Source organism: Chelatococcus sambhunathii (genome assembly GCF_001418005.1).
GTDB classification, from domain to species: Bacteria; Pseudomonadota; Alphaproteobacteria; order Rhizobiales; family Beijerinckiaceae; genus Chelatococcus_A; species Chelatococcus_A sambhunathii.
Window position 1 is genome coordinate 176,136 of record NZ_LIOL01000002.1, and the last position, 20,307, is coordinate 196,442.

General features: G+C 67.9%; 23 protein-coding genes. 16 read left to right on the plus strand and 7 right to left on the minus strand.

What is annotated here, in order from left to right; translation table 11 throughout:
• Positions 1–39 precede the first annotated feature (39 nt).
• Both ruvX and ASC46_RS04410 read right to left on the minus strand, forming a co-directional pair.
• Positions 40–543 carry a Holliday junction resolvase RuvX gene (ruvX, locus tag ASC46_RS04405; RefSeq protein ID WP_055458092.1) on the minus strand — a complete coding sequence of 168 codons (504 nt, stop codon included), beginning with the start codon at positions 541–543 and terminating at the stop codon, positions 40–42.
• Between the two features lie 35 nt (positions 544–578).
• A complete protein-coding gene (locus ASC46_RS04410) occupies positions 579–1,043 on the minus strand; it encodes a hypothetical protein (RefSeq protein ID WP_055458093.1) in 465 nt (154 codons plus the stop codon).
• A gap of 125 nt (positions 1,044–1,168) precedes the next feature.
• Here ASC46_RS04410 and ASC46_RS04415 point away from each other — a divergent pair, with 125 nt between their 5' ends.
• The 5 genes from ASC46_RS04415 to ASC46_RS04435 all read left to right on the plus strand — a co-directional run bounded on the left by ASC46_RS04415 (position 1,169) and on the right by ASC46_RS04435 (position 4,615).
• Positions 1,169–1,867 carry a metal-dependent hydrolase gene (locus ASC46_RS04415; RefSeq protein ID WP_055458094.1) on the plus strand — a complete coding sequence of 233 codons (699 nt, stop codon included), beginning with the start codon at positions 1,169–1,171 and terminating at the stop codon, positions 1,865–1,867.
• 148 nt (positions 1,868–2,015) lie between these two features.
• Positions 2,016–2,378: a hypothetical protein gene (locus ASC46_RS04420; protein WP_055458095.1), complete on the plus strand. Its 363-nt coding sequence runs from the start codon at positions 2,016–2,018 to the stop codon at positions 2,376–2,378.
• Positions 2,379–2,482: 104 nt separating this feature from the next.
• A complete protein-coding gene (gene gatC, locus ASC46_RS04425) occupies positions 2,483–2,770 on the plus strand; it encodes an Asp-tRNA(Asn)/Glu-tRNA(Gln) amidotransferase subunit GatC (RefSeq protein WP_055458096.1) in 288 nt (95 codons plus the stop codon).
• A 61-nt stretch (positions 2,771–2,831) separates the two neighbouring features.
• Positions 2,832–4,313 (plus strand): Asp-tRNA(Asn)/Glu-tRNA(Gln) amidotransferase subunit GatA, encoded by a 1,482-nt coding sequence (gene gatA / locus ASC46_RS04430; RefSeq protein WP_055458097.1) that lies wholly within the window; start codon positions 2,832–2,834, stop codon positions 4,311–4,313.
• A gap of 2 nt (positions 4,314–4,315) precedes the next feature.
• The gene (locus ASC46_RS04435; RefSeq protein WP_055458468.1) at positions 4,316–4,615 is read left to right on the plus strand and encodes a chorismate mutase; all 300 of its coding nucleotides are present in this window, start codon (positions 4,316–4,318) and stop codon (positions 4,613–4,615) included.
• Positions 4,616–4,654: 39 nt separating this feature from the next.
• On the opposite strand, the gene ASC46_RS04440 is transcribed toward ASC46_RS04435, so the two are convergent.
• Positions 4,655–4,912: a YjhX family toxin gene (locus ASC46_RS04440; protein ID WP_055458098.1), complete on the minus strand. Its 258-nt coding sequence runs from the start codon at positions 4,910–4,912 to the stop codon at positions 4,655–4,657.
• Between the two features lie 390 nt (positions 4,913–5,302).
• Here ASC46_RS04440 and gatB point away from each other — a divergent pair, with 390 nt between their 5' ends.
• The 3 genes from gatB to ASC46_RS04455 all read left to right on the plus strand — a co-directional run bounded on the left by gatB (position 5,303) and on the right by ASC46_RS04455 (position 8,290).
• A complete protein-coding gene (gene gatB / locus ASC46_RS04445; RefSeq protein WP_055458099.1) occupies positions 5,303–6,787 on the plus strand; it encodes an Asp-tRNA(Asn)/Glu-tRNA(Gln) amidotransferase subunit GatB in 1,485 nt (494 codons plus the stop codon).
• Positions 6,784–7,758, plus strand: a complete 975-nt coding sequence (locus ASC46_RS04450; RefSeq protein ID WP_055458100.1) for a GNAT family N-acetyltransferase — start codon at positions 6,784–6,786, stop codon at positions 7,756–7,758. The genes gatB and ASC46_RS04450 overlap by 4 nt, the downstream gene beginning before the upstream one ends.
• 73 nt (positions 7,759–7,831) lie before the next feature.
• Positions 7,832–8,290: a GNAT family N-acetyltransferase gene (locus ASC46_RS04455; RefSeq protein ID WP_055458101.1), complete on the plus strand. Its 459-nt coding sequence runs from the start codon at positions 7,832–7,834 to the stop codon at positions 8,288–8,290.
• A 10-nt stretch (positions 8,291–8,300) separates the two neighbouring features.
• On the opposite strand, the gene ASC46_RS04460 is transcribed toward ASC46_RS04455, so the two are convergent.
• On the minus strand, positions 8,301–8,576 hold the full coding sequence (locus ASC46_RS04460) for a hypothetical protein (RefSeq protein WP_055458102.1): 276 nt from the start codon (positions 8,574–8,576) through the stop codon (positions 8,301–8,303).
• A 317-nt stretch (positions 8,577–8,893) separates the two neighbouring features.
• On the opposite strand from ASC46_RS04460, the gene ASC46_RS04465 reads away from it, so the two are divergent.
• Positions 8,894–9,604: a glutathione S-transferase N-terminal domain-containing protein gene (locus tag ASC46_RS04465; RefSeq protein ID WP_055458103.1), complete on the plus strand. Its 711-nt coding sequence runs from the start codon at positions 8,894–8,896 to the stop codon at positions 9,602–9,604.
• A gap of 109 nt (positions 9,605–9,713) precedes the next feature.
• Here the strand turns inward: ASC46_RS04465 and ASC46_RS04470 are convergent, their stop codons facing one another.
• Positions 9,714–10,169 carry a DUF2147 domain-containing protein gene (locus tag ASC46_RS04470; RefSeq protein WP_055458104.1) on the minus strand — a complete coding sequence of 152 codons (456 nt, stop codon included), beginning with the start codon at positions 10,167–10,169 and terminating at the stop codon, positions 9,714–9,716.
• Between the two features lie 171 nt (positions 10,170–10,340).
• Between ASC46_RS04470 and ndk the strand changes: the two genes are divergently transcribed.
• The 3 genes from ndk (at position 10,341) to ASC46_RS04485 (ending at position 13,384) form a co-directional block, all read left to right on the plus strand.
• Positions 10,341–10,763 carry a nucleoside-diphosphate kinase gene (gene ndk / locus ASC46_RS04475; protein WP_055458105.1) on the plus strand — a complete coding sequence of 141 codons (423 nt, stop codon included), beginning with the start codon at positions 10,341–10,343 and terminating at the stop codon, positions 10,761–10,763.
• 130 nt (positions 10,764–10,893) lie between these two features.
• On the plus strand, positions 10,894–12,999 hold the full coding sequence (locus ASC46_RS04480) for a molybdopterin-containing oxidoreductase family protein (protein WP_055458106.1): 2,106 nt from the start codon (positions 10,894–10,896) through the stop codon (positions 12,997–12,999).
• Positions 13,000–13,024: 25 nt separating this feature from the next.
• Positions 13,025–13,384: a hypothetical protein gene (locus ASC46_RS04485; protein ID WP_141659654.1), complete on the plus strand. Its 360-nt coding sequence runs from the start codon at positions 13,025–13,027 to the stop codon at positions 13,382–13,384.
• A 237-nt stretch (positions 13,385–13,621) separates the two neighbouring features.
• Here the strand turns inward: ASC46_RS04485 and purN are convergent, their stop codons facing one another.
• Together purN and purM are read right to left on the minus strand one after the other, a co-directional pair.
• Positions 13,622–14,302 (minus strand): phosphoribosylglycinamide formyltransferase, encoded by a 681-nt coding sequence (gene purN, locus ASC46_RS04490; protein ID WP_055458108.1) that lies wholly within the window; start codon positions 14,300–14,302, stop codon positions 13,622–13,624.
• Positions 14,299–15,372 (minus strand): phosphoribosylformylglycinamidine cyclo-ligase, encoded by a 1,074-nt coding sequence (gene purM / locus ASC46_RS04495; protein ID WP_055458109.1) that lies wholly within the window; start codon positions 15,370–15,372, stop codon positions 14,299–14,301. The genes purN and purM overlap by 4 nt, the downstream gene beginning before the upstream one ends.
• 163 nt (positions 15,373–15,535) lie before the next feature.
• Between purM and ASC46_RS04500 the strand changes: the two genes are divergently transcribed.
• The 4 genes from ASC46_RS04500 to ASC46_RS04515 all read left to right on the plus strand — a co-directional run bounded on the left by ASC46_RS04500 (position 15,536) and on the right by ASC46_RS04515 (position 20,297).
• Complete coding sequence (locus ASC46_RS04500) at positions 15,536–16,066, plus strand: CDP-alcohol phosphatidyltransferase family protein (protein ID WP_055458110.1); 531 nt, start codon at positions 15,536–15,538, stop codon at positions 16,064–16,066.
• Between the two features lie 59 nt (positions 16,067–16,125).
• On the plus strand, positions 16,126–17,220 hold the full coding sequence (locus tag ASC46_RS04505) for an AI-2E family transporter (protein WP_055458111.1): 1,095 nt from the start codon (positions 16,126–16,128) through the stop codon (positions 17,218–17,220).
• A gap of 8 nt (positions 17,221–17,228) precedes the next feature.
• Positions 17,229–17,915, plus strand: coding sequence for a P-loop NTPase family protein (locus ASC46_RS04510; protein ID WP_055458112.1), 687 nt, complete (start codon positions 17,229–17,231; stop codon positions 17,913–17,915).
• Between the two features lie 138 nt (positions 17,916–18,053).
• A complete protein-coding gene (locus ASC46_RS04515; protein ID WP_072249428.1) occupies positions 18,054–20,297 on the plus strand; it encodes an RNA degradosome polyphosphate kinase in 2,244 nt (747 codons plus the stop codon).
• The last annotated feature ends 10 nt before the right edge of the window (positions 20,298–20,307 follow it).

A 20,307-nucleotide genomic window follows, 5' to 3' on the forward strand; every position in this document is an offset into this window, starting at 1 on the left:
GCAGCGGCCGGGGCAGCCGCTGCAGCGCGCGAGGGTCGTTCAGGCGTCGCCGTCGCGTTCCGTCATGGCCGTGCGGCGCGCCATCGCCAACCGATCGAGCGCGCCCTGCAGGATGTAGCTCGCCGCCATCTTGTCGACGAGATCGGAGCGACGGGCGCGTGAGGCATCGGCCTCGAGCAAGGTGCGGGTGACGGCGGCCGTCGTCAGGCGCTCGTCCCACAGGGCGACGGGCAGGGGAAGATGCGCCGCGAGGTTGCGGACGAAGGCGCGCGTCGCCTGGGCGCGCGGTCCTTCCGATCCGTCCATGTTGAGCGGCAGGCCGAGGACGAGGCCGCCGACGCCGTGCCTGGTGGCGAGTTCCACGAGCCGCTTCACGTCCGTGGAGAACTTGGTGCGCTTGATCGTCTCGAGGGGCGAGGCGATGCTGCGGCCGACGTCGGACAGCGCGAGGCCGATCGTCCGGGTGCCGAGGTCGACGCCGATGAGGCGCTGCCCCACGGGCAGGGCGTCGAGGTCGGCCAGGGGAACGATCAGGGTGCTCATCGCCGGTCTGGTAGCATGGCGGGGACCCGGGGTCATCAGGCCCGCGAGCGCCGCAGGACGGCGAGGATGAGCGCAGCCATGGCGAGCACCTGGAGGAACGCGCCGGCAGCGTGGGAGAATTCCCACTGGCGGCGCAGGATTTCCCAGTTCTCTGGCACGAATGTCCAGTTCCGCGTCGCTGCATTGGCCGGATAGGTCCAGGTCCAGAAGACGGCCTGAGCGCCGATGACAGAGGCGATCGCGACCAGCACCGGCGACAGAACACGCGGCTCGCGGCGCGCCATGACGGCGAGGGCCGCCATGGAGAGCAGTTCGACGAGGATCAGGAAGCCCAGGAGGCTCCAGCCCCTGTAAGCCTGCTGCACGACGAAATAGTCCGCGGCCGGCAGACCGATCTTGTTGGGCAGCTCGAGGAGATGCGCCATGGCGGGGCCGAGGGCGAGCGCCGTCGCTAGCATCGCAACGAAGAAGACGACATCATGAGCTGTTGGATATCGCATTGGATTCTCCCGTCCGGCGGCCGGCAGTCCTTCCACAACAGGGGGCAGATGCGCATGTTCCGCCAGGAGGTGCCGAGAATGCGCCACGGGATGGGAAAAGCAACTGAAGGACAACGGAGCAGACGATGAAGATCACCTGGTACGGGCATTCGGCCTTCCGCCTCGACTTCGGCGGCAGGGGCGTGCTCATCGATCCCTTCTTCACGGGCAACCCGGCCTTCACCGGCAACGTCGACGAGATCATCGCGGGCGTGTCGCACATCCTGCTCACCCACGGGCACGGTGATCATGTGGGTGACACGCTCGCCATCGCCCAGCGCACGGGCGCGACGGTGGTCACGAACTACGACCTGTGCATGTGGCTCGCCTCGCAGGGGCTCGAAAAGTTCGATCCGATGAACACCGGCGGCACCACCCACCAGCAGGGATTTTCCGTCACCCTCGTGCGCGCCGACCATTCGGCGGGCATGGGTGAGGCGGGCGTCAACGTCCCGCTCGGCAGCCCCAACGGCCTCGTCGTCAAGCCGGAGGGCGGGCCGGTCGTCTATCACATGGGCGACACGGACATCTTCGGTGACATGCAACTCATCGCCGAGATCCACGCGCCGAAGATCGCCATGGTGCCGATCGGCGACCGTTTCACCATGTCGCCCACGACCGCCGCGCTCGCCGTGCGCCGCTTCTTCAAGCTCGATGCCGTCATTCCCTGCCACTACGGCTCCTTCCCCATCATCGAGCAGACGGCGGACAAGTTCGTCGCGGCGATGCAGGGGCATGCGACGCGCGTTATCGTCCCCCAGCGCAACGTGGCCTTCGCAGTGTAGGGGCTCGGGTTCGCCTTGATGCGGCAGTCGCGTGACGAACGGCATTCGGCTATGGTGGCAAAGCGGTTCGCGGTGCCCGTCAAGGTCGGGTGCCGCCGCGCCGCAGGCGATGAAGAGGCGGTCGCAAGCGATGCCCGATGATCGTGCGATGAGCGGTTTTGAGCCGATTCCGGCAGAGGCGGTGGTGCGTCTGCCGCGCAGCCTGCTGCAACCGATGGTGTCAGTGCCTGTGTCCCAAATGCCCGTCGCCGATCCGGCACCTGCCGTTGTCGTCCCACCCGGCGAGCGAGACACACCGCACGCCATTGCGGCCGGGACGCTTAGCGACAAGGACCGGCGGGACGACAACGTCACCCATCTCGAACCGCGCCGGCGGCCGCCTTATTTCGGCCGGCGCGACTGGACGAGTCTCGCCATCGGCGCCATCGCGGTCCTTGGCGTCGGCGCCCTGGTGGCTCGGCTCCATGCCTCCGGCTGGTCGGGCTTCGCGGAGATGTTCGCGAGGCCCTGAGCCCGCCGGGCAGCGGGTTGCCGGGGCGAAGGGCAGGGTGCTATAGCCCGGCGCAATGGCGGTGTTCCGCACCGTCCTCCCGCAATCCATTCAGGTCCGGTCCCATGTCCGTCGACGAGAAGACCGTGCGCCGCATCGCGCACCTTGCACGCATCGCCGTCACCGACGCGGAGGTGCCTCATCTGCAGGGCGAACTCAACGCCATCCTCGCTTTCGTCGAGCAACTCGGCGAGGTCGATGTCGAGGGTGTCGAGCCGATGACATCGGTGACGCCGATGGTCATGAAGAAGCGGGCCGATGCCGTGACCGACGGCGGCTATCCGGAGAAGATCGTGGCCAATGCGCCCATGAGTGAAGACAACTTCTTCATGGTGCCGAAGGTGGTCGAATAGGCCGCAGCCGAATGTTGAGCGGGTGGCCGCCGCGTGGCCACGACGACGAGAGAGCGATAACGTGACCGATCTCACCGATCTTTCCCTCGCCGAGGCGCGCGAGGGGCTTAAGGGCAGGCGCTTTTCCGCCACCGAGCTGACCCGGGCGCATCTTGCCGCCATGGAGAAGGCCGAGGCGCTCAACGCCTATGTGCTGGCAACGCCGGACAAGGCGCTCGCCATGGCGGCCGAGAGCGACCGGCGCATCGCGGCCGGCGAGGCAGGGCCGCTCGAGGGCATTCCGCTCGGCGTCAAGGATCTGTTCGCCACCGAGGGCGTGCGCACGACAGCCTGCAGCGCGATCCTCGACAACTTCCACCCACCGTACGAATCGACGGTGACGCACCAGCTCTGGCGCGACGGCGCGGTGATGCTCGGCAAGCTCAACAACGACGAGTTCGCCATGGGCTCGTCGAACGAGACATCGGCCTTCGGCCCGGTGGTAAACCCATGGCGCCGCAAGGGATCGAACGTGAAGCTCGTGCCCGGCGGCTCCTCCGGCGGATCGGCAGCGGCCGTTGCGGCGCGCCTGTGCCTGGGTGCCACGGCAACCGATACGGGTGGCTCCATCCGCCAGCCGGCAGCCTTCACCGGCACCGTCGGTATCAAGCCGACCTACGGCCGCTGCTCGCGCTGGGGCATCGTTGCCTTCGCCTCGTCGCTCGACCAGGCGGGCCCGATCGCCAAGACGGTGCGCGACAGCGCCATCCTGCTGCGCTCCATGGCCGGCCACGACCCGAAGGATACGACCTCCGCCGACCTGCCGGTGCCAGATTTTGAGGCGGCGGTGACGCGCGGCGTCAAGGGCCTCAGGATCGGCATCCCGAAGGAATATCGCCTCGACGGCATGCCGGCCGAGATCGAGGCGCTGTGGCAGAAGGGCGCCGAGTGGCTGAAGGCGGCCGGCGCGGAGATCGTCGAGGTGTCGCTGCCGCACACCAGATATGCGCTGCCGGCCTATTACATCGTGGCGCCGGCGGAGGCCTCGTCGAACCTAGCCCGCTACGACGGCGTGCGCTACGGCCTGCGCGTGCCGGGCAAGGATATCGTCGAGATGTACGAGAAGACCCGCGCCGCCGGCTTCGGCCGCGAGGTCAAGCGCCGCATCATGATCGGCACCTACGTGCTCTCGGCCGGCTATTACGACGCCTATTACCTGCGCGCCCAGAAGGTGCGCACGCTGATCAAGCGCGACTTCGAGCAGGCCTATGCCAGCGGCGTCGACGCCATCCTCGCGCCGGCAACACCCTCATCGGCCTTCGGCCTCGGTGAGAAGGCGGATGCTTCGCCCGTGGAGATGTATCTCAACGACGTCTTCACCGTGACGGTGAACATGGCCGGCCTGCCGGGCATCGCCGTGCCGGCGGGGCTGGACGCGCAGGGCTTGCCACTCGGGCTGCAACTGATCGGCCGGCCCTTCGACGAGGAGACGCTCTTCGCCGCCGGCCAGGTGATCGAGGATGCGGCCGGCCGCATGGCGCTGCCGGAGGCGTGGTGGGCGTGAGCATGGCTGCGGACGAGGCACGGGCCGCAACGGCGCTTGCCCCGCTCAGGGCCGAGATCGATGCCATCGACGCCGATCTCGTGGCGCTCATCGCCAAGCGCATGGCAGTCGTCGAGCGCGTCATCGCCGTCAAGCGCGCCGCGGGCATCCCGGCGCTGCTCAACGACCGGGTGGAGGAGGTGGCTGCCCACGTGCGCCACAGGGCCGCAGCGCTCGGCGCCCCGCCGGACCTCGCCGAGACCGTTTGGCGCGCGATGATGGACTGGATCATCACCTACGAAGACGAGAAGCTCGGACAATGAGGCTGCCCCAGGACCGCCGTGATCCGTCCCGGGGCTTTTTCATCTGTTGTCGGGGCGGCTGCGCACAGCCGTAAGGCCGAGCCGCGTGATGCGGTAGGGACCGCCGCCGGCCGACGCGATGAGGCGCCGCCGTCGCAGGCTCTTGAACATGTCGAGCGTGCAGGCGCTCATCAGCCAGCCCTCGCGGGTGAGACATTCGATCTCGACGAGCCGCCCGTCGTCGTCCTTGTAATGGCGGATCTGGCCGCCCTGTGCGAGCGTATGCAGCACGCGCTGCTCGGTGCGTGAGACGTTCACTGGAAAACTCTGGCGTGATGCCGGCGGCCCCCTCAGCCGTCATGCCCGCGCTTGTCGCGGGCATCCACGCCTCGCCGTTGCGCCGGGCTGAAAGGCGTGGATGGCCGGGACAAGCCCGGCTATGACGGGGGTGTGAAAGACCGTCGGCAGGACAGCAGGGAACCGGACGCACGTCGGCATCCGGTCGGTTGACCGGTCGCCCGCTCTCGTGGAGCGGGCCTCAGCGGGTCTCGGCGTTCCTGCGCATACACTCTCCAGTGACGGCCGGTTCTTAGCCGCCGGGAGGCGTCTGGTCAACGATGCAGGCGTTTGGCGCGGCTTCGGCACTTGACGTGGCGGCTGCGGCGGGCCAAGCGAAGGGCGAGAAGTCAGGACGAGGTTTACGACGCGATGAACGCGCACGCGCGACCGGCAGATGCGAAGAAGCTGATCAAGGGCGCCACCGGCGACTGGGAGGTCATCATCGGCATGGAGATCCATGCGCAGGTGTCATCGCAGTCGAAGCTCTTCTCCGGCGCCTCGACCGCGTTCGGCGGTGAGCCCAACGATCACGTCTCGCTCGTCGATGCGGCGATGCCCGGCATGCTGCCGGTCATCAACGAGGAATGCGTCAAGCAGGCGATCCGCACCGGCCTCGGCCTGAAGGCGCGGATCAACCTGACATCTGTCTTCGACCGCAAGAACTACTTCTATCCCGACCTGCCGCAGGGCTATCAGATCAGCCAGTACAAGAGCCCCATCGTGGGCGAGGGCGAGGTCTTGGTGGATATGCCCGACGGCGAGCAGATCAGCGTCGGCATCGAGCGCCTTCATCTCGAGCAGGATGCCGGCAAGTCGCTGCACGATCAGCATCCGAGCATGAGCTTCGTCGATCTCAACCGCTCGGGGGTGGCGCTGATGGAGATCGTGTCGAAGCCCGACCTGCGCTCGTCCGAGGAAGCCAAGGCCTATGTGACGAAGCTCAGGACCATCCTGCGCTATCTGGGCACTTGCGACGGCGACATGGAGAAGGGCTCGCTCCGGGCGGATGTCAACGTCTCCGTGCGCCGGCCGGGCGAGCCCTTCGGCACGCGCTGCGAGATCAAGAACGTCAATTCCATCCGCTTCATCGGCCAGGCCATCGAATATGAGGCGCGCCGCCAGATCGCCATCCTCGAGGATGGCGGCGTCATCGACCAGGAGACGCGCCTTTTCGACGCGAACAAGGGCGAGACGCGGTCCATGCGCTCGAAGGAGGAGGCGCACGACTACCGCTATTTCCCCGATCCGGACCTGCTGCCGCTCTCCTTCGACCAGCCCTACGTGGATGATCTCGCGCAGCACCTGCCTGAACTGCCCGACGAGAAGAAGGCCCGCTTCATCAAGGACTACGGCCTGTCGGCCTATGATGCGGGCGTGCTCGTGGCCGAGCGGGAGACGGCCGATTTCTTCGAGGCGGTGGCCAGGGGGCGCGACGGCAAGACGGCCGCCAACTGGGTGATCAACGAGCTCTTCGGCCGCCTCAACAAGGAGGGGCTCGACGTGGCGCGCTCGCCGGTCTCGGCCGAGCAGCTCGGCGCCATCGTGGAGCTCATCGGCGAGGGCGTCATCTCCGGCAAGATCGCCAAGGACCTCTTCGAGATCGTCTGGAGCGAGGGTGGCGACCCGCGTAAGATCGTCGAGGAGCGCGGCCTGAAGCAGGTGACCGATACCGGCGCCATCGAGGCGGCGATCGACGCCGTGATCGCCGCCAATCCGGACAAGGTGGAGCAGGTCAAGGCCAAGCCCACCATGCTCGGCTGGTTCGTCGGCCAGGTGATGCGCGCAACCGGCGGCAAGGCCAACCCGCAGGCGGTGAACGACATCCTCAAGGCCAAGCTCGGGATTGCGGAGTGATCCTCGTCCGTCCTGCCAGCCGCGGCGACATCGCGGCCGTCAGCGCGCTCCTGGCGCGGACGTGGCACGACACCTACGACGCGATCCTCGGCGCGGACAGCGTCGCGGCCATCACCCGCGAGTGGCATGCGCCAGACCGGCTGGCGGACGAGATCGGCCGGCCCGGCCACGCCTTCTTCGTCGCCGAGACGGCCGGGGCGCTCGCCGGCACGGCGAGCGTCACGGATCGCGGCGACGGGATCGTCTCGATCGACCGGCTCTACGTCGCCCCGGAAGCGCAGGGCCAGGGCATCGGGCGGGCGCTCTTCAGCGCCGCCGTGCGGGCCTTCCCCAAAGCTTCCGTCATTCGGCTGGAGGTTGAGGAGAAGAACGCAAGGGCTTGCCGGTTCTATGAAAAGCGTGGCCTGTCCGCGATAGGTCATCCCGCCGACTGCGGCGGCTGCGGCAACGCCATCGTCTATGAGGGCCGCGGCGTCGCCGCATTGCGTGGCGGGCTCGTGCTGCGGCCGGTGCGCGACGGGGATGCGCAGGACCTTTTCGGGCTGCTCTCCCTGTGCTTCGCCGAATATCCGGGCTGTTTCGTCGATCCGCACGGGGACCTGCCGGATCTCGTCCATCCGGCCCGCAGCTTCGCCGACAAGGGCGGCGCCTACTGGGTGGTCGAAGACCCCGCCGGGCGTGTCGGCGCCTGCGTGGGCGTCGATTTCCCGGCCGCCGGAACCGCCGAGCTGCACCGGCTCTACGTGCGGCCCGATTTGCGCGGCAGTGGCCTCGGCCGCCGGCTCGTGGACCATGTCGAGGCCCATGCGGCCGCGCTCGGCGCTCAGCGGATGATGCTATGGTCCGACACGCGCTTCACCACTGCACATCGGCTCTACGAGCGGCTCGGCTACCGGCGGGCCGGCGAGATCCGTGCGCTGGGCGACATCTCCAACAGCAGCGAATTTTTCTTCGAGAAACCCCTTGTCTGAGACGGATCCCGTCCCTTTCTTCCCCGTCGAGCGGGAAGGACGGCCCCGCTCGCGTCAATGCGGAGACGCAATCGTGTCTGAGATCCTGATTCGCCGGGCTTCGGAGGCCGACCTCGAGGCGATCGTGGGCTTGCACGCGGCCGACGAACTCGGCGGCCATGGGGACCAGTGGACGGCGGCGACGCAACCGGCCTATCGCGAGGCGCTGCGTCGCATCGCCGACAGCCCCGACAACGAGCTCTACGTCACAGTGAGCGATGCCGAGGTCATCGGCTCCTTCCAGCTGACCTTCGTGCCGGCGATCACCAACCGCGGCACCTTGCGTTGTGTGCTCGAGGCCGTGCAGGTCAGGGGTGACCAGCGCTCGCGTGGCGTCGGCGCCATGATGGTCGCCTTCGCCGAGGGCCGCGCGCGGGCGCGCGGCGCCGGCATCGTGCAGCTCACCTCCAACAAGCGGCGGCTCGACGCCCACCGCTTTTACGAGCGGCTCGGCTACAAGCGAAGCCACGAGGGTTTCAAGAAGATCCTATAGGCGCGCCGCGTCAGCGCTTGGCCTGCTTCATGCAGGCGCTGGAGAACTCCCGCCACGTGCGGCTGCCGGTATTGCCGGCGGCCTTCAGAGCGCGCCACTCGGCGCCGCAGGTCTTCATGCGCTCGCGTGCGGCGAGCTGGCCGGGCGTGGGCGCACGCTTTTCCTTCGTCGCGGTCTCCTTCGCCTCGACGGCGCCGGCGGGCGAGGGGGTGGCAACGATGACGATCGACAGCGCGAGGCAAGTGGCGGCAAGGCAGGCACGGGCAAGGCGGGCGAAGGTCGCCATGGCAATGAACTCCTGAAAAAGAGGGTCGGAAACAATCGGAAGGCTGACAACGTTACGGCCAAACGGCCGCATGCCAGATTGCGCACCAGAGCCGCGATTTATGCAAGCCCCGATGAGCCCGGATCGATCGATTTTCCGCGGCACGCCATTGACGCCGGCCCAGGCGGCGGCGCCGCTCGCTTCCGCGGTGGAGCCTTGACACGGATGTGCGCCAGCGCCTTATCGACTCTGATGTGCGCCAGCGCACTTGGCCTGGCCGCAGCGTCGGCCTAGACGAATAATGGAACGCTCGTTCACGAAAGAGGAGCCTGGGTCTGATGACCATCGCACAGAGCAAGCCGATTGACCTCTACTACTGGCCGACGCCGAACGGCTGGAAGATTTCGATCATGCTCGAGGAATGCGGGTTGCCCTATGTCGTGCATTCCGTGAACATCGGCAAGGGCGACCAGTTCAAGCCGGAGTTCCTCGCCATTTCGCCGAACAACAAGATGCCCGCCATTGTCGATCACGACGGGCCCGGCGGCGAGCCCATATCGGTCTTCGAGTCCGGCGCAATCCTGCAATATCTCGGGCGCAAGACCGGCCAGTTCTATCCAACCGACGAGCGCAAGCGCGTCGAGGTGGAGCAGTGGCTGTTCTGGCAGATGGCAGGCCTCGGGCCCATGGCCGGGCAGACGCACCATTTCCGCATCTATGCGCCGGAGAAGATCCCCTACGCCATCGATCGCTACACCAACGAGACCAACCGTCTCTACGGCGTCATGAACAAGCGCCTCGCGGACCGCGAATTCCTTGCCGGCGAGTATTCGATCGCTGACATCGCTTGCGTCGGATGGGCGAAGCTCTGGGACCGGCAGGGACAGGACATCGCCGAGTTCCCGCACCTGAAGCGCTGGCTCGATACGGTGCTGGCCCGTCCTGCCGTGCAGAAGGGCCTCGCCGTCAATTCCGAGGATCGTGGCAAGGTCGACCTATCCAAGGACAAGGAGGCGCAGGCCATCCTTTTCGGCCAGCGCGCGCGCTGAGGCGCGACATCCCTTTTTTCTTCCGGACTACGCCGCGGCGCGGAGGGCACCGCACGATGGCGGGAGGCGGAAGCGGGTGCTGCTTCCGCCATGCTCCTCATTGGGGGCGTCAGCGCGCGCGGGTCCAGCGCTGCTCCTTGCAGATGAGGCCGCCCATGACGCAGCCTTCCACCTTGACCTCGGTGGCGCTCACGGGGGTGAGGAAGGCGGTGTAGGTCTTGCCGTCCTCGGCGTTGTAGATCTCGCCCTTCCAGCGGCCGGAGTCCTCACGGCTCATGCCGAGCAGGACCGGCACGCCGATGAGCGGGCGGTTGCGCTTGCTCGCATCGACGTTGCGCTCGTCGCGCTTCGGCTGGCCGGCTTCGTCGTTCGGCTCGCGCAGCCAGACGATGGTGCCGCACAGCTTGGCGCCGCAACTGGCGATGTTGACACGCGCCTTGCCGCCTTGGGTGAGCCACTGGCCGTTGACCTCCTGCGCCGATGCGGCAGGCGCAGCGAGGGTGAGGCCGATCAGGCCGGCGAGAGACGCAACGGTCGTTCCGAGGCTCCTTGCTGCGTGCTTCATTCTGTCCTCCCTGGGGAAGGCGAGCTTACGGACAGTCGGCCGCTCCGGCCAAGTGCGCCTTTCGCTCTATTGACGCAGGCAGCGCAACCGTGGGGCGGCTTGTGCACTGCGGCGTCGGCGGCTATAAGCCCCGCACCTCATTCAACCTCCAGCGAGCGAAACGAGCGACCGATGGCCCTCGAGCGTACCTTTTCCATCATCAAGCCCGACGCGACCGAGCGCAACCTGACCGGCGCCATCAACGCCGTCATCGAGAAGGCGGGCCTGCGCATCGTCGCCCAGAAGCGCATCCGCATGACCCGGGAGCAGGCCGAGACCTTCTACGCCGTGCACAGGGAGCGCCCCTTCTTCGGCGAACTCGTCGACTTCATGGTCTCCGGCCCGGTCGTCGTGCAGGTGCTCGAGGGTGAGGGCGCCATCGCCAAGTACCGCGAGGTGATGGGTGCAACCAACCCGGCCAACGCCGCCGAGGGCACCATCCGCAAGCTCTTCGCCAAGTCCGTCGGCGAGAACTCGGTGCATGGCTCGGATGCGCCGGAGACGGCGGCGGTGGAGATCGCCCAGTTCTTCGCCGGCAACGAGATCGTCGGCTGACACCTCAGTCGCGCGTGATGCCATGACGAAAAGGCGGGCCTCGGCTCGCCTTTTTTCATGGGGCGCGCACTCGACAGGGCCGGGGTGCTCCCGGCATGATCGCAGGCCGTAACGCAGCTTTCGTGGAACGATGACCGTCCAGCCGAAGATCACCCGCGGGCATTCCGCCTGTCCGCACGACTGCCCCTCCACCTGCGCGCTCGACGTGGAGGTGATCGACGGCAAGACAATCGGCCGCATCCATGGCTCGCGCGACAACAGCTACACGGCCGGTGTCATCTGCGCCAAGGTGGCCCGCTATGCCGAGCGCATCCACCATCCCGACCGGCTGCTTCACCCTTTGAAGCGCACCGGCCCGAAAGGATCAGGCCGGTTCGAGCGCATCTCCTGGGACGAGGCCCTCGACACGGTGGCCGAGCGCTTCCGCGCCGTAGAGGCCGAGCATGGGCCGGAGGCGGTCTGGCCCTATTACTATGCCGGCACCATGGGCCTCGTGATGCGGGACGGCATCAACCGCCTGCGCCACGTCAAGAAATACTCCGGCCAGTTCTCGACCATCTGCACCACCTCGGCCTGGACGGGCTACATCGCCGGCACGGGGCTGCTCGCCGGCGCCGATCCGCGTGAGATGGCGAAGTCCGACTGCGTCGTCATCTGGGGCACCAATGCGGTGCACACCCAGGTCAACGTGATGACCCACGCCCTGCGCGCCCGCAAGGAGCGGGGGGCGAAGATCGTCGCCATCGACATCTACATGAATGCGACGATGAAGCAGGCCGACATGGCGCTGCTGGTCAAGCCCGGCACGGACGGGGCGCTCGCCTGCGCCGTCATGCACGTGCTCTTCCGCGACAGTCATGCGGACCGGGCCTATCTCGCGCAATATACCGACTGCCCCGAGGAGCTCGAGGCGCATCTCAAGACGCGCACGCCCGAATGGGCCGCGGCCGTCACGGGCCTTGCGGTCGAGGAGATCGAGGCCTTCGCCAGGCTCCTCGGCGAGCGGCCGCGGGCCTATTTCCGCCTCGGCTACGGCTTCGCGCGCCAGCGCAACGGCTCGGTCAACATGCATGCCGCGCTCTCGGTGCCCGCGGTGCTCGGCGCCTGGCAGTACGAGGGCGGCGGCGCCTTCCACAGCAACAGCGGCGTCTATGGGTGGCGCAAGACCATGATCGAGGGGCTCGATGCCCTCGATCGCTCGGTGCGCCAGCTCGACCAGTCGCAGATCGGGCGCGTGCTGACGGGGGATGCGGAAGCGCTGCGCGGCGGCGGGCCGGTGAAGGCGCTCCTCATCCAGAACACCAATCCTGTCTCGGTGGCGCCCGAGCAGGAGCTGGTGAAGCGCGGCTTCGCCCGCGAGGACCTGTTCGTCTGCGTGCATGAGCAGTTCATGACCGAGACGGCGCTGATGGCGGACATCGTGCTGCCGGCGACGATGTTCCTCGAGCACGACGACCTCTACCAGGCGGGCGGCCAGCAGCACATCCTGCTCGGGCCGAAGCTGGTCGAGCCGCCGGGCGAGTGCCGCTCCAACCACGAGGTCATTGCCGCGCTGGCCGAACGGCTCGGCGCCGAGCATCCGGGCTTCGCGATGAGCCCGCGCGAATTGATCGACTGGACGCTGGAGAACTCGAAGCGCGGCAAGCTCGCCGAGCTCGAGGAGAACCGGTGGATCGACATCCAGCCGCCGTTTCGGCGCGCGCACTTCCTCGACGGCTTCAACTGGCCCGACGGCAAGTTCCGCTTCAAGCCGGACTGGACGAAGGTGCCCGCGCCGCGCAGCGGCCTCTTCGGCCCGCATGAGACTATGCCGGCCCTGCCGGATCACTGGACGGCCATCGAGACGGCGGACGAGCGCCATCCCTTTCGCCTCGCCACGAGCCCGGCGCGCAACTTTCTCAACTCCTCCTTCACCGAGACGCCGACCTCGGCGCAGAAGGAGGGCGGCCGGCCGGAGCTGTTCATTCATCCGCAGGACGCGGCGGCGAGCGGCATCGAAGATGGCATGCTCGTTGCGATCGGCAATTCGCGCGGCACGGTGCGGCTCCATGCGCGCCTCTATGACGGGGTGCGGCGCGGCGTGCTCATCGCGGAATCGATCTGGCCCAACGCCAGCTTCGTGGACGGCAGGGGCATCAACACGCTGACCGGCGCCGACCAGGTGGCGCCCTACGGCGGCGCGGCCTTCCACGACAACCGCGTCTGGCTCCGACGGGCGGAGCAGATTCGGGCGTAAGGTCTCGACTAGAAGGAGGTTGATCGTGCGTCTTGCGACTGTTTCGGGTGCATTCGTGTTCGCGGTCGCGATGACCGCCGCCTTGCCAGCGCTTGCTTCCGGAACGACGGCACCCTTGCCGCCGCCCGACCCGACGGCCGCCAATCTCTCGCCGGCGCAGATCCGCGAACGGGCCTATGACGCCTGCCTCGTCACCCAGGCGAAGATCATGGCCACGCCGCGCGAGACGCTGCGTGAGCCCTGCCGCTGCTATGCCCGCCGCACCATCGCGGCGATGACGCAGGACGAAATCGCCGCTTTCCGCCAGACCGGCTACTTCAACGACAGCGCGCGTGGAAAGGCGCTCGAAGCGCTCGACGCCTGCAATCTCAGACGGCCTATCTGATCCCGGTCGGTGCGCTCCGGCTCGCCGGCGCCGCAGCCGGCCGTCTTGGATCGTTCAGGACTCTGTTCAGGTTCCGATATGCGGACGTGCACTGCGACGATCAACCGTCCTCGCCGTCATGCCCGCGCCTGTTGCGGGCATCCACGCCCTGACGTCGTGCGACGCTGAAGGCGCGGATGGCCGGGGCGTGCCCGGCCATGACGTGGGGAAGGCCGGCACGCTCGTCGTTCCTGGAGTTCACCCCGGAATCGGCGGGCTGACAAGCGCCTCGTGGGTGGTGAATTCCGCTGCCGGCGGGCCGGCGATGCGGCCGTCAGCGTCGAGCGCGACGGCGCCCGAGGCGACGAGCGCGAGGGCGGCCGGGTAGATGCGGTGCTCCTGCGTGAGAACGCGCGTGGCGAGGCTCGTGGGCGTGTCGCCCGGCACCACCGGCACGGCTGCCTGCATGACGGCCGGGCCGGCGTCAAGCTCCGGCACCACGAAATGCACGGTGCAGCCGTGCAGGCGCACGCCCTCGGCGAGCGCGCGGGCGTGAGTGTCGAGGCCGCGGAAGGCGGGCAGCAGGGAAGGGTGGATGTTGAGCATCCGCCCCGTCCAGCGCTCGACGAACCACGGCGTCAGCACGCGCATGAAGCCGGCGAGGCAGACGATGTCGATGCCGGCCGCGCGCAGGGTCTCGTCCAGAATGCGTTCGAAGGCCGCCCGGTCCTTGCCGTGTGGCTTATGGTCGACGACCGCCGTCGGGACGTTCGCCTCCACGGCCACGGCGAGCCCGGCTGCATCGGGCCGGTTGGACAGGACGAGCGCGATCGTTGCCGGAAAGGCCGGATCGGCGGCTGCCGCGATCAGCGCCGTCATGTTGGAGCCGCGACCGGAGATGAGCACGGCCACGCGCTTCTTGGTCGGGGCGGCGGTCACAGGACGAGATGTCCCGTTGTCGCCACCCGCTCGGTGCCCTCGGCGGCCATGACGACCTCGCCGAGCCGGCAGACCGTCTCGCCGGCGTCGGCGAGGTGGCCGACGACAGCATCGGCCTCGTCCGCCGCGGCGATGACGACCATGCCGATACCGCAGTTGAAGGTGCGCAGCATCTCCGCCTCGGCAATGCCGCCCGCGTGGGCCAGCCAGCCGAAGACCGGCGGAGCCGCGATGGCGGAGAGGTCGAGCCTGACGCCGAGCCCTTTGGGCAGGACGCGCGGGATGTTGTCCGGAAAGCCGCCGCCGGTGATGTGGGCGAGACCCTTGACGGCGGCGCCGGCCTTCAGCGCGGCGAGGACGGAGCGCACATAAATGCGCGTCGGTGCCAGCAGCGCCCGGCCGAGCGGCGTCCCGGGCGCGAAGGGGGCATCGTCCTCCCAGCCGAGGCCAGTGGTCTCGACCACCTTGCGCACCAGCGAGAAGCCGTTCGAGTGAACGCCCGAGGAGGCGAGGCCGAGCACGACGTCGCCCGCGCCGATATCGGGCCGGGGCAGGAGCATGCCGCGCTCGGCGGCGCCGACGGCGAAGCCGGCAAGATCGTAGTCGCCCTGCGCATAGAGGCCGGGCATCTCGGCCGTCTCGCCGCCGATCAGCGCGCAGCCGGCGATGCGGCAGCCCTCGGCGATGCCCTTGACGATGGCGACGCCCGCCTCCGGCTCGAGCTTGCCGGTGGCGTAATAGTCGAGGAAGAAGAGCGGTTCGGCACCCTGCACCACGAGGTCATTGACGCACATGGCGACGAGATCGATGCCGACGGTGTCGTGGATGCCGGTGTCGATGGCGATCTTCACCTTTGTGCCGACGCCGTCGTTGGCCGCAACGAGGATCGGATCGCGAAAGCCTGCCGCCTTCAGATCGAAGAGGCCGCCGAAGCCGCCGATCTCGGTGTCGGCGCCGGGGCGCTTCGTGGCGCGCACGAGCGGCTTTATGGCCTCGACCATGGCGTTGCCGGCATCGATGTCGACGCCGGACTGGGCATAGGTGAGACCGTTCTTCGGGGGCTTCTGCATCGTGACCAGGCTCCGGGGCGCGCGCCGCACGCTCTTTAAGTCCGGGCAGTACGATGCCGGGCGCCGCTGTGCAAGACCCGACACGGGCCCTTGGTGCTTCCGGGGCTCGCACAGCGCGGCCGCGCTGCCTAGATTGGGGGCATCCTCGTCCCGACCCACCGACATGACCCTGCCCAATCTCATCACGATCGCCCGCCTCATCCTCGTGCCCGTCGTCATCGCCATGATCGGTTCGGGACAGTGGCTCGCGGCCTTCGTGCTCTTCGCCGTCGCCGGCCTTTCCGACGCGGTCGACGGCTTCCTCGCGCGGCGCTTCGGCCTGCAGAGCGAACTCGGCGCCTATCTCGACCCGCTCGCCGACAAGGCGCTGCTCATCTCGATCTACGTGAGCCTCGCCGTCGTCGGCGTCCTGCCGGGGTGGGTTGCGATCCTCGTCGTCTTCCGCGACATCATGATCCTGATGGCGATCGTCCTCTCGTGGCTCATGGCGCGGCCGCTCGCCATCCGGCCGCTGTGGGTCAGCAAGATGACGACCGTCGCGCAGATCGGCTTTGCCGGCCTCGTGCTCGGCGCAAGGGCCTTGGGGCTCGATCTCGCCGTTGTCCACGATCTTGCGCTCGCGGCCGTGGCGCTCTTGACGCTGCTGTCGGCGGGCGCCTATCTCGCTCTGTGGCTGCGGCATATGGCCACGTAACCGCGCCCGGTAAGGGTCCGCAAGGAACAGGCGCTGCCGCCGGCAGCTCGGGATATCGCATGATCGCGCAGCGGCAGGTCGTCTTCTGGTTGGTGGCTCTGATCCTCGTCGTCACGGGACTCTACGTGCTGCGCGACATGCTGCTGCCCTTCGTGGCGGGTCTGGCGCTGGCCTATCTGCTCGATCCGCTGGCGGACCGGCTGGAGCGGATCGGCCTCGGCCGGTTGTGGGCGACGCTCCTCATCCTCGGCATCTTCATCCTCCTCTTCATTGTCGCGCTCGTCCTGCTCGTCCCCATTGTCGCCAACCAGCTCGCTGCCTTCATCGGCAAGCTGCCGGAGACGGTGTCGCGCCTGCAGCAGCTGGCCGCCGAGCAGGGGGGCACGCTGCTGGAGCGGCTCGGCGGCCCTGCCGTGCTGCAGGACGTGCAGCAGTCCCTCGGCAACGTCGTCTCGGAGGGGGCGCGCTGGCTCGGCGCCTTCCTGCAATCGCTGTGGTCGGGCGGGCAGGCCATCGTCAACGTCTTCGCCCTGCTCGTCGTGACGCCGGTCGTCGCCTTCTACCTGCTCGTCGACTGGGACCGGATGATCGCGACCCTCGACAACTGGTTGCCGCGTCGGCACGCGCCGACCATCCGCCAGCTCGCCCGCGAGATGGACGGGGCAATCGCCGGCTTCATCCGCGGCCAGGCGCTGGTGTGCATCATCCTCGGCACGTTCTATGCCGTCGGCCTCTCGCTCATCGGCCTCAACTTCGGGGCGCTCATCGGGCTTGGGGCCGGGCTCATCAGCTTCATCCCCTATGTCGGCTCGCTGACTGGCCTCGTGCTCTCCGTCGGCGTCGCCATCGTGCAGTTCTGGCCCGACTACATCATGATCGGCGCGACCCTCGCCATCTTCTTCGCCGGCCAGTTCCTCGAGGGCAACATCCTGTCGCCCAAGCTCGTCGGTCATGCGGTGGGGCTGCACCCGGTCTGGCTGATGTTCGCGCTTTTCGCCTTCGGCTCGCTGTTCGGCTTCGTCGGCCTTCTCCTTGCCGTGCCGATCGCCGCGGCGCTCGGCGTCCTCGCGCGCTTTGCCGTGCGGCAGTATCTGGCAAGCTCGCTCTATGACGAGGGCCTGCCGCCACCGCCCCGGCCGGAGACGGACGCGTGAGCCGGCCCATGGCGGACAAGCCCCGGCAACTGCCGCTCGATCTGGCGCTGATGCCACGCTACGGGGCGGAGGATTTCCTCGTCAGCCCGTGCAACGAGGCCGCTTATGCCCTGATCGAGCGTTGGCCCGACTGGCCGCATCCCGTCCTGCGCCTCGTCGGACCGGAGGGGGCGGGCAAGACGCATCTTGCCGTCATGTGGGCCGAGCGCGCCGGTGCGACTGTCGCCGATGCCGCCGCCGTGACGCTTCCGGCCGTGCCGGAGCTTGCCGGCGCACCGGCTCTGGTAGTGGAGGATTGCGACCGCAGCCCGCTCGACGAGCATGCCTTCTTCCACCTCCTCAACGCCCTGCGCAGCACCGGCAGCAGCCTGCTCTTGACAGCGCGGACGGCGCCGGAGGCCTGGGGCCTTGCCACGCCGGACCTCCTCTCGCGCCTGCGGCAATCGCCGGCGGTCGACATCGGCGCGCCGGACGAGGCGCTCCTGCGCGCCGTCCTCGTCAAGCTTTTCGTCGACCGGCAGCTCGTCGTCGATACCAATGTGGTCGAGTCCATCCTGCCGCGCATGGAGCGGTCGCTCGCCGCTGCCCAGCGCCTCGTTGCCGCCCTCGACCGGGAGGCCTTGAGCCGCGGCCGGCGCATCACGCGGCCGCTCGCCCTTGCTGTCCTCGACACGCTCGCCATGGGCGAAAGCTGACGCCTCCGCGAAGGTTGCATCCCGGCCGTGCCGGTGGGAGGCTGAGGTGCGGCGTGGTAAGCCGCCGGGCGCCGCTTCCGGGCCGTCATGCGTCTGTCTTGGAATGGACGCACAAGGACGAGCCAGGGCGGCAACGACATGACAAGGGAGCGGACGGTGAACCTCGAGGCGATCAAGCCGGCGGGCGGGCCGAGCGAGGCGGTGAAGCTCGATCAGGGCGAGGCCGTTGCGGCCGAGGCGGCCGCTGTCGAGGCGCTGCGCCAGTCGCCCGAACGCTTCATCAACCGCGAACTATCCTGGCTGCAGTTCAACCGCCGGGTGCTGGAGGAGGCCTCCAACAAGCGCCATCCGCTGCTGGAGCAACTGCGTTTCCTGTCGATCTCCGCCAACAATCTCGACGAGTTCTTCATGGTGCGTGTCGCGGGCCTGCGGGGCCAGGTGCGTTCGGGCGTCATGACCCAGTCGCAGGACGGGCTGACGCCGGCCGAGCAGCTGATGCGCATCGGCGCCGAGGTGTCGGTGCTCGCCAGCGACCAGCAGCGCCGCTGGCGCGAGCTCAGGGACGAACTGCTCGAGAACGGCATCGTCCTCGTCGATGCCGGACAACTGACGAGGGCCGAGCGGCTGTGGCTCGACGATTATTTCCTTCACCACGTTTTCCCGGTGCTGACACCGCTCGCCGTCGATCCGGCCCATCCGTTCCCGTTCATCTCCAACCTCGGCTTCACGCTGGCGCTGGCACTCTTCCGCCAGAGCGACAACCGCTCGCTCAATGCGCTGATCCGCGTGCCGAGTCGGGTGGAGCGCTTCGTACGCCTGCCGGATTTCGCCGAGACGGGGGCCCAGCGCTTCATCGCGCTCGAACAACTCATCGTCCTATTCACGGCCAAGCTCTTCCCCGGCTACACGGTGAAGGGACAGGGGGGCTTCCGCGTCATCCGCGACAGCGACCTCGAAATCGAGGAAGAGGCGGAAGACCTGGTGCGCCTGTTCGAATCGGCCCTCAAGCAGCGTCGCCGCGGCAGCGTCATCCGACTCGAGGTCGAGGCGGCCATGCCCGAGGGGCTGCGTGCCTTCGTCGCCGACGAACTCAATGTGACAACGGACGAGATCTTCGTGGTCGAGGGCATGCTGGCGCTCAACGAGCTCAGCCAGCTCGTCGGGCTCGACCGGCCCGACCTCAAGTTCAAGCCCTACAACCCGCGCTTTCCCGAACGCATCCGCGAGCACGGGGGCGATTGCTTCGCCGCCATCCGCCAGAAGGACATCGTCGTCCACCACCCCTACGAATCCTTCGACGTGGTGGTGCAGTTCCTGCAGCAGGCGGCACGCGATCCCAATGTGGTGGCCATCAAGCAGACGCTCTACCGCACCTCGTCGGACTCGCCCATCGTCAAGGCGCTCGCGGAGGCGGCCGAGGCCGGCAAGTCCGTGACGGCGCTCGTCGAGCTCAAGGCGCGATTCGACGAGGAGGCCAACATCCGCTGGGCGCGGGACCTCGAACGGGCAGGAGCGCAGGTGGTCTTCGGCTTCATCGAGCTCAAGACCCACGCCAAGCTGTCGTCGGTGGTGCGCCGCGAAGGCGGGCAACTCGTCACCTATTGCCATGTCGGCACGGGCAACTACCACCCGATCACGGCGCGCATCTACACCGACCTGTCGTTCTTCACGGCCGACCCCGTCATCGCGCGGGACGTTGCGCGCATCTTCAACTTCATCACCGGCTATGCCGAGCCGGCCGAGCTTGAGCGCATGGCCGTGTCTCCCGTGACGCTGAAGGCGCGCCTCCTCAAGCATATTGAGGAGGAAATCGCCCATGCGAAGGCCGGCCGCCCGGCCCAGATCTGGGGCAAGTGCAACTCGCTGGTCGATTCGACGATCATCGACGCGCTCTACGAGGCGAGCCGAGCCGGCGTGCAGGTCGACTTCATCGTGCGCGGCATCTGCTGCCTCAGGCCCGGCATTCCGGGCCTGTCGGAGAACATCCGCGTCAAGTCCATCGTCGGCCGCTTCCTCGAGCACAGCCGCATCTACGCCTTCGGCAACGGGCACGGGCTGCCGCATGCCAAGGCGCATCTCTACATTTCCTCCGCCGACCTGATGCAGCGAAACCTCGATCGGCGGGTCGAGGCGCTGCTGCCGATCTCTAATCCGACCGTGCACGAGCAGATCCTCGAGCAGATCATGCTCGCCAATCTGCTGGACAACGAGCAGAGCTGGACTGTATTGCCCGATGGGACGAGCAAGCGCATCATCCCGGGCAAGGGGGAGCAGTCCTTCAACGCTCATCAGTACTTCATGACGAACCCGAGTCTGTCTGGACGTGGAAAGTCTCTCAAGGATTCGCGCCCCAGGACCCTCGCCAAGGGATCCTCTGCCTGAACTGCGTGCC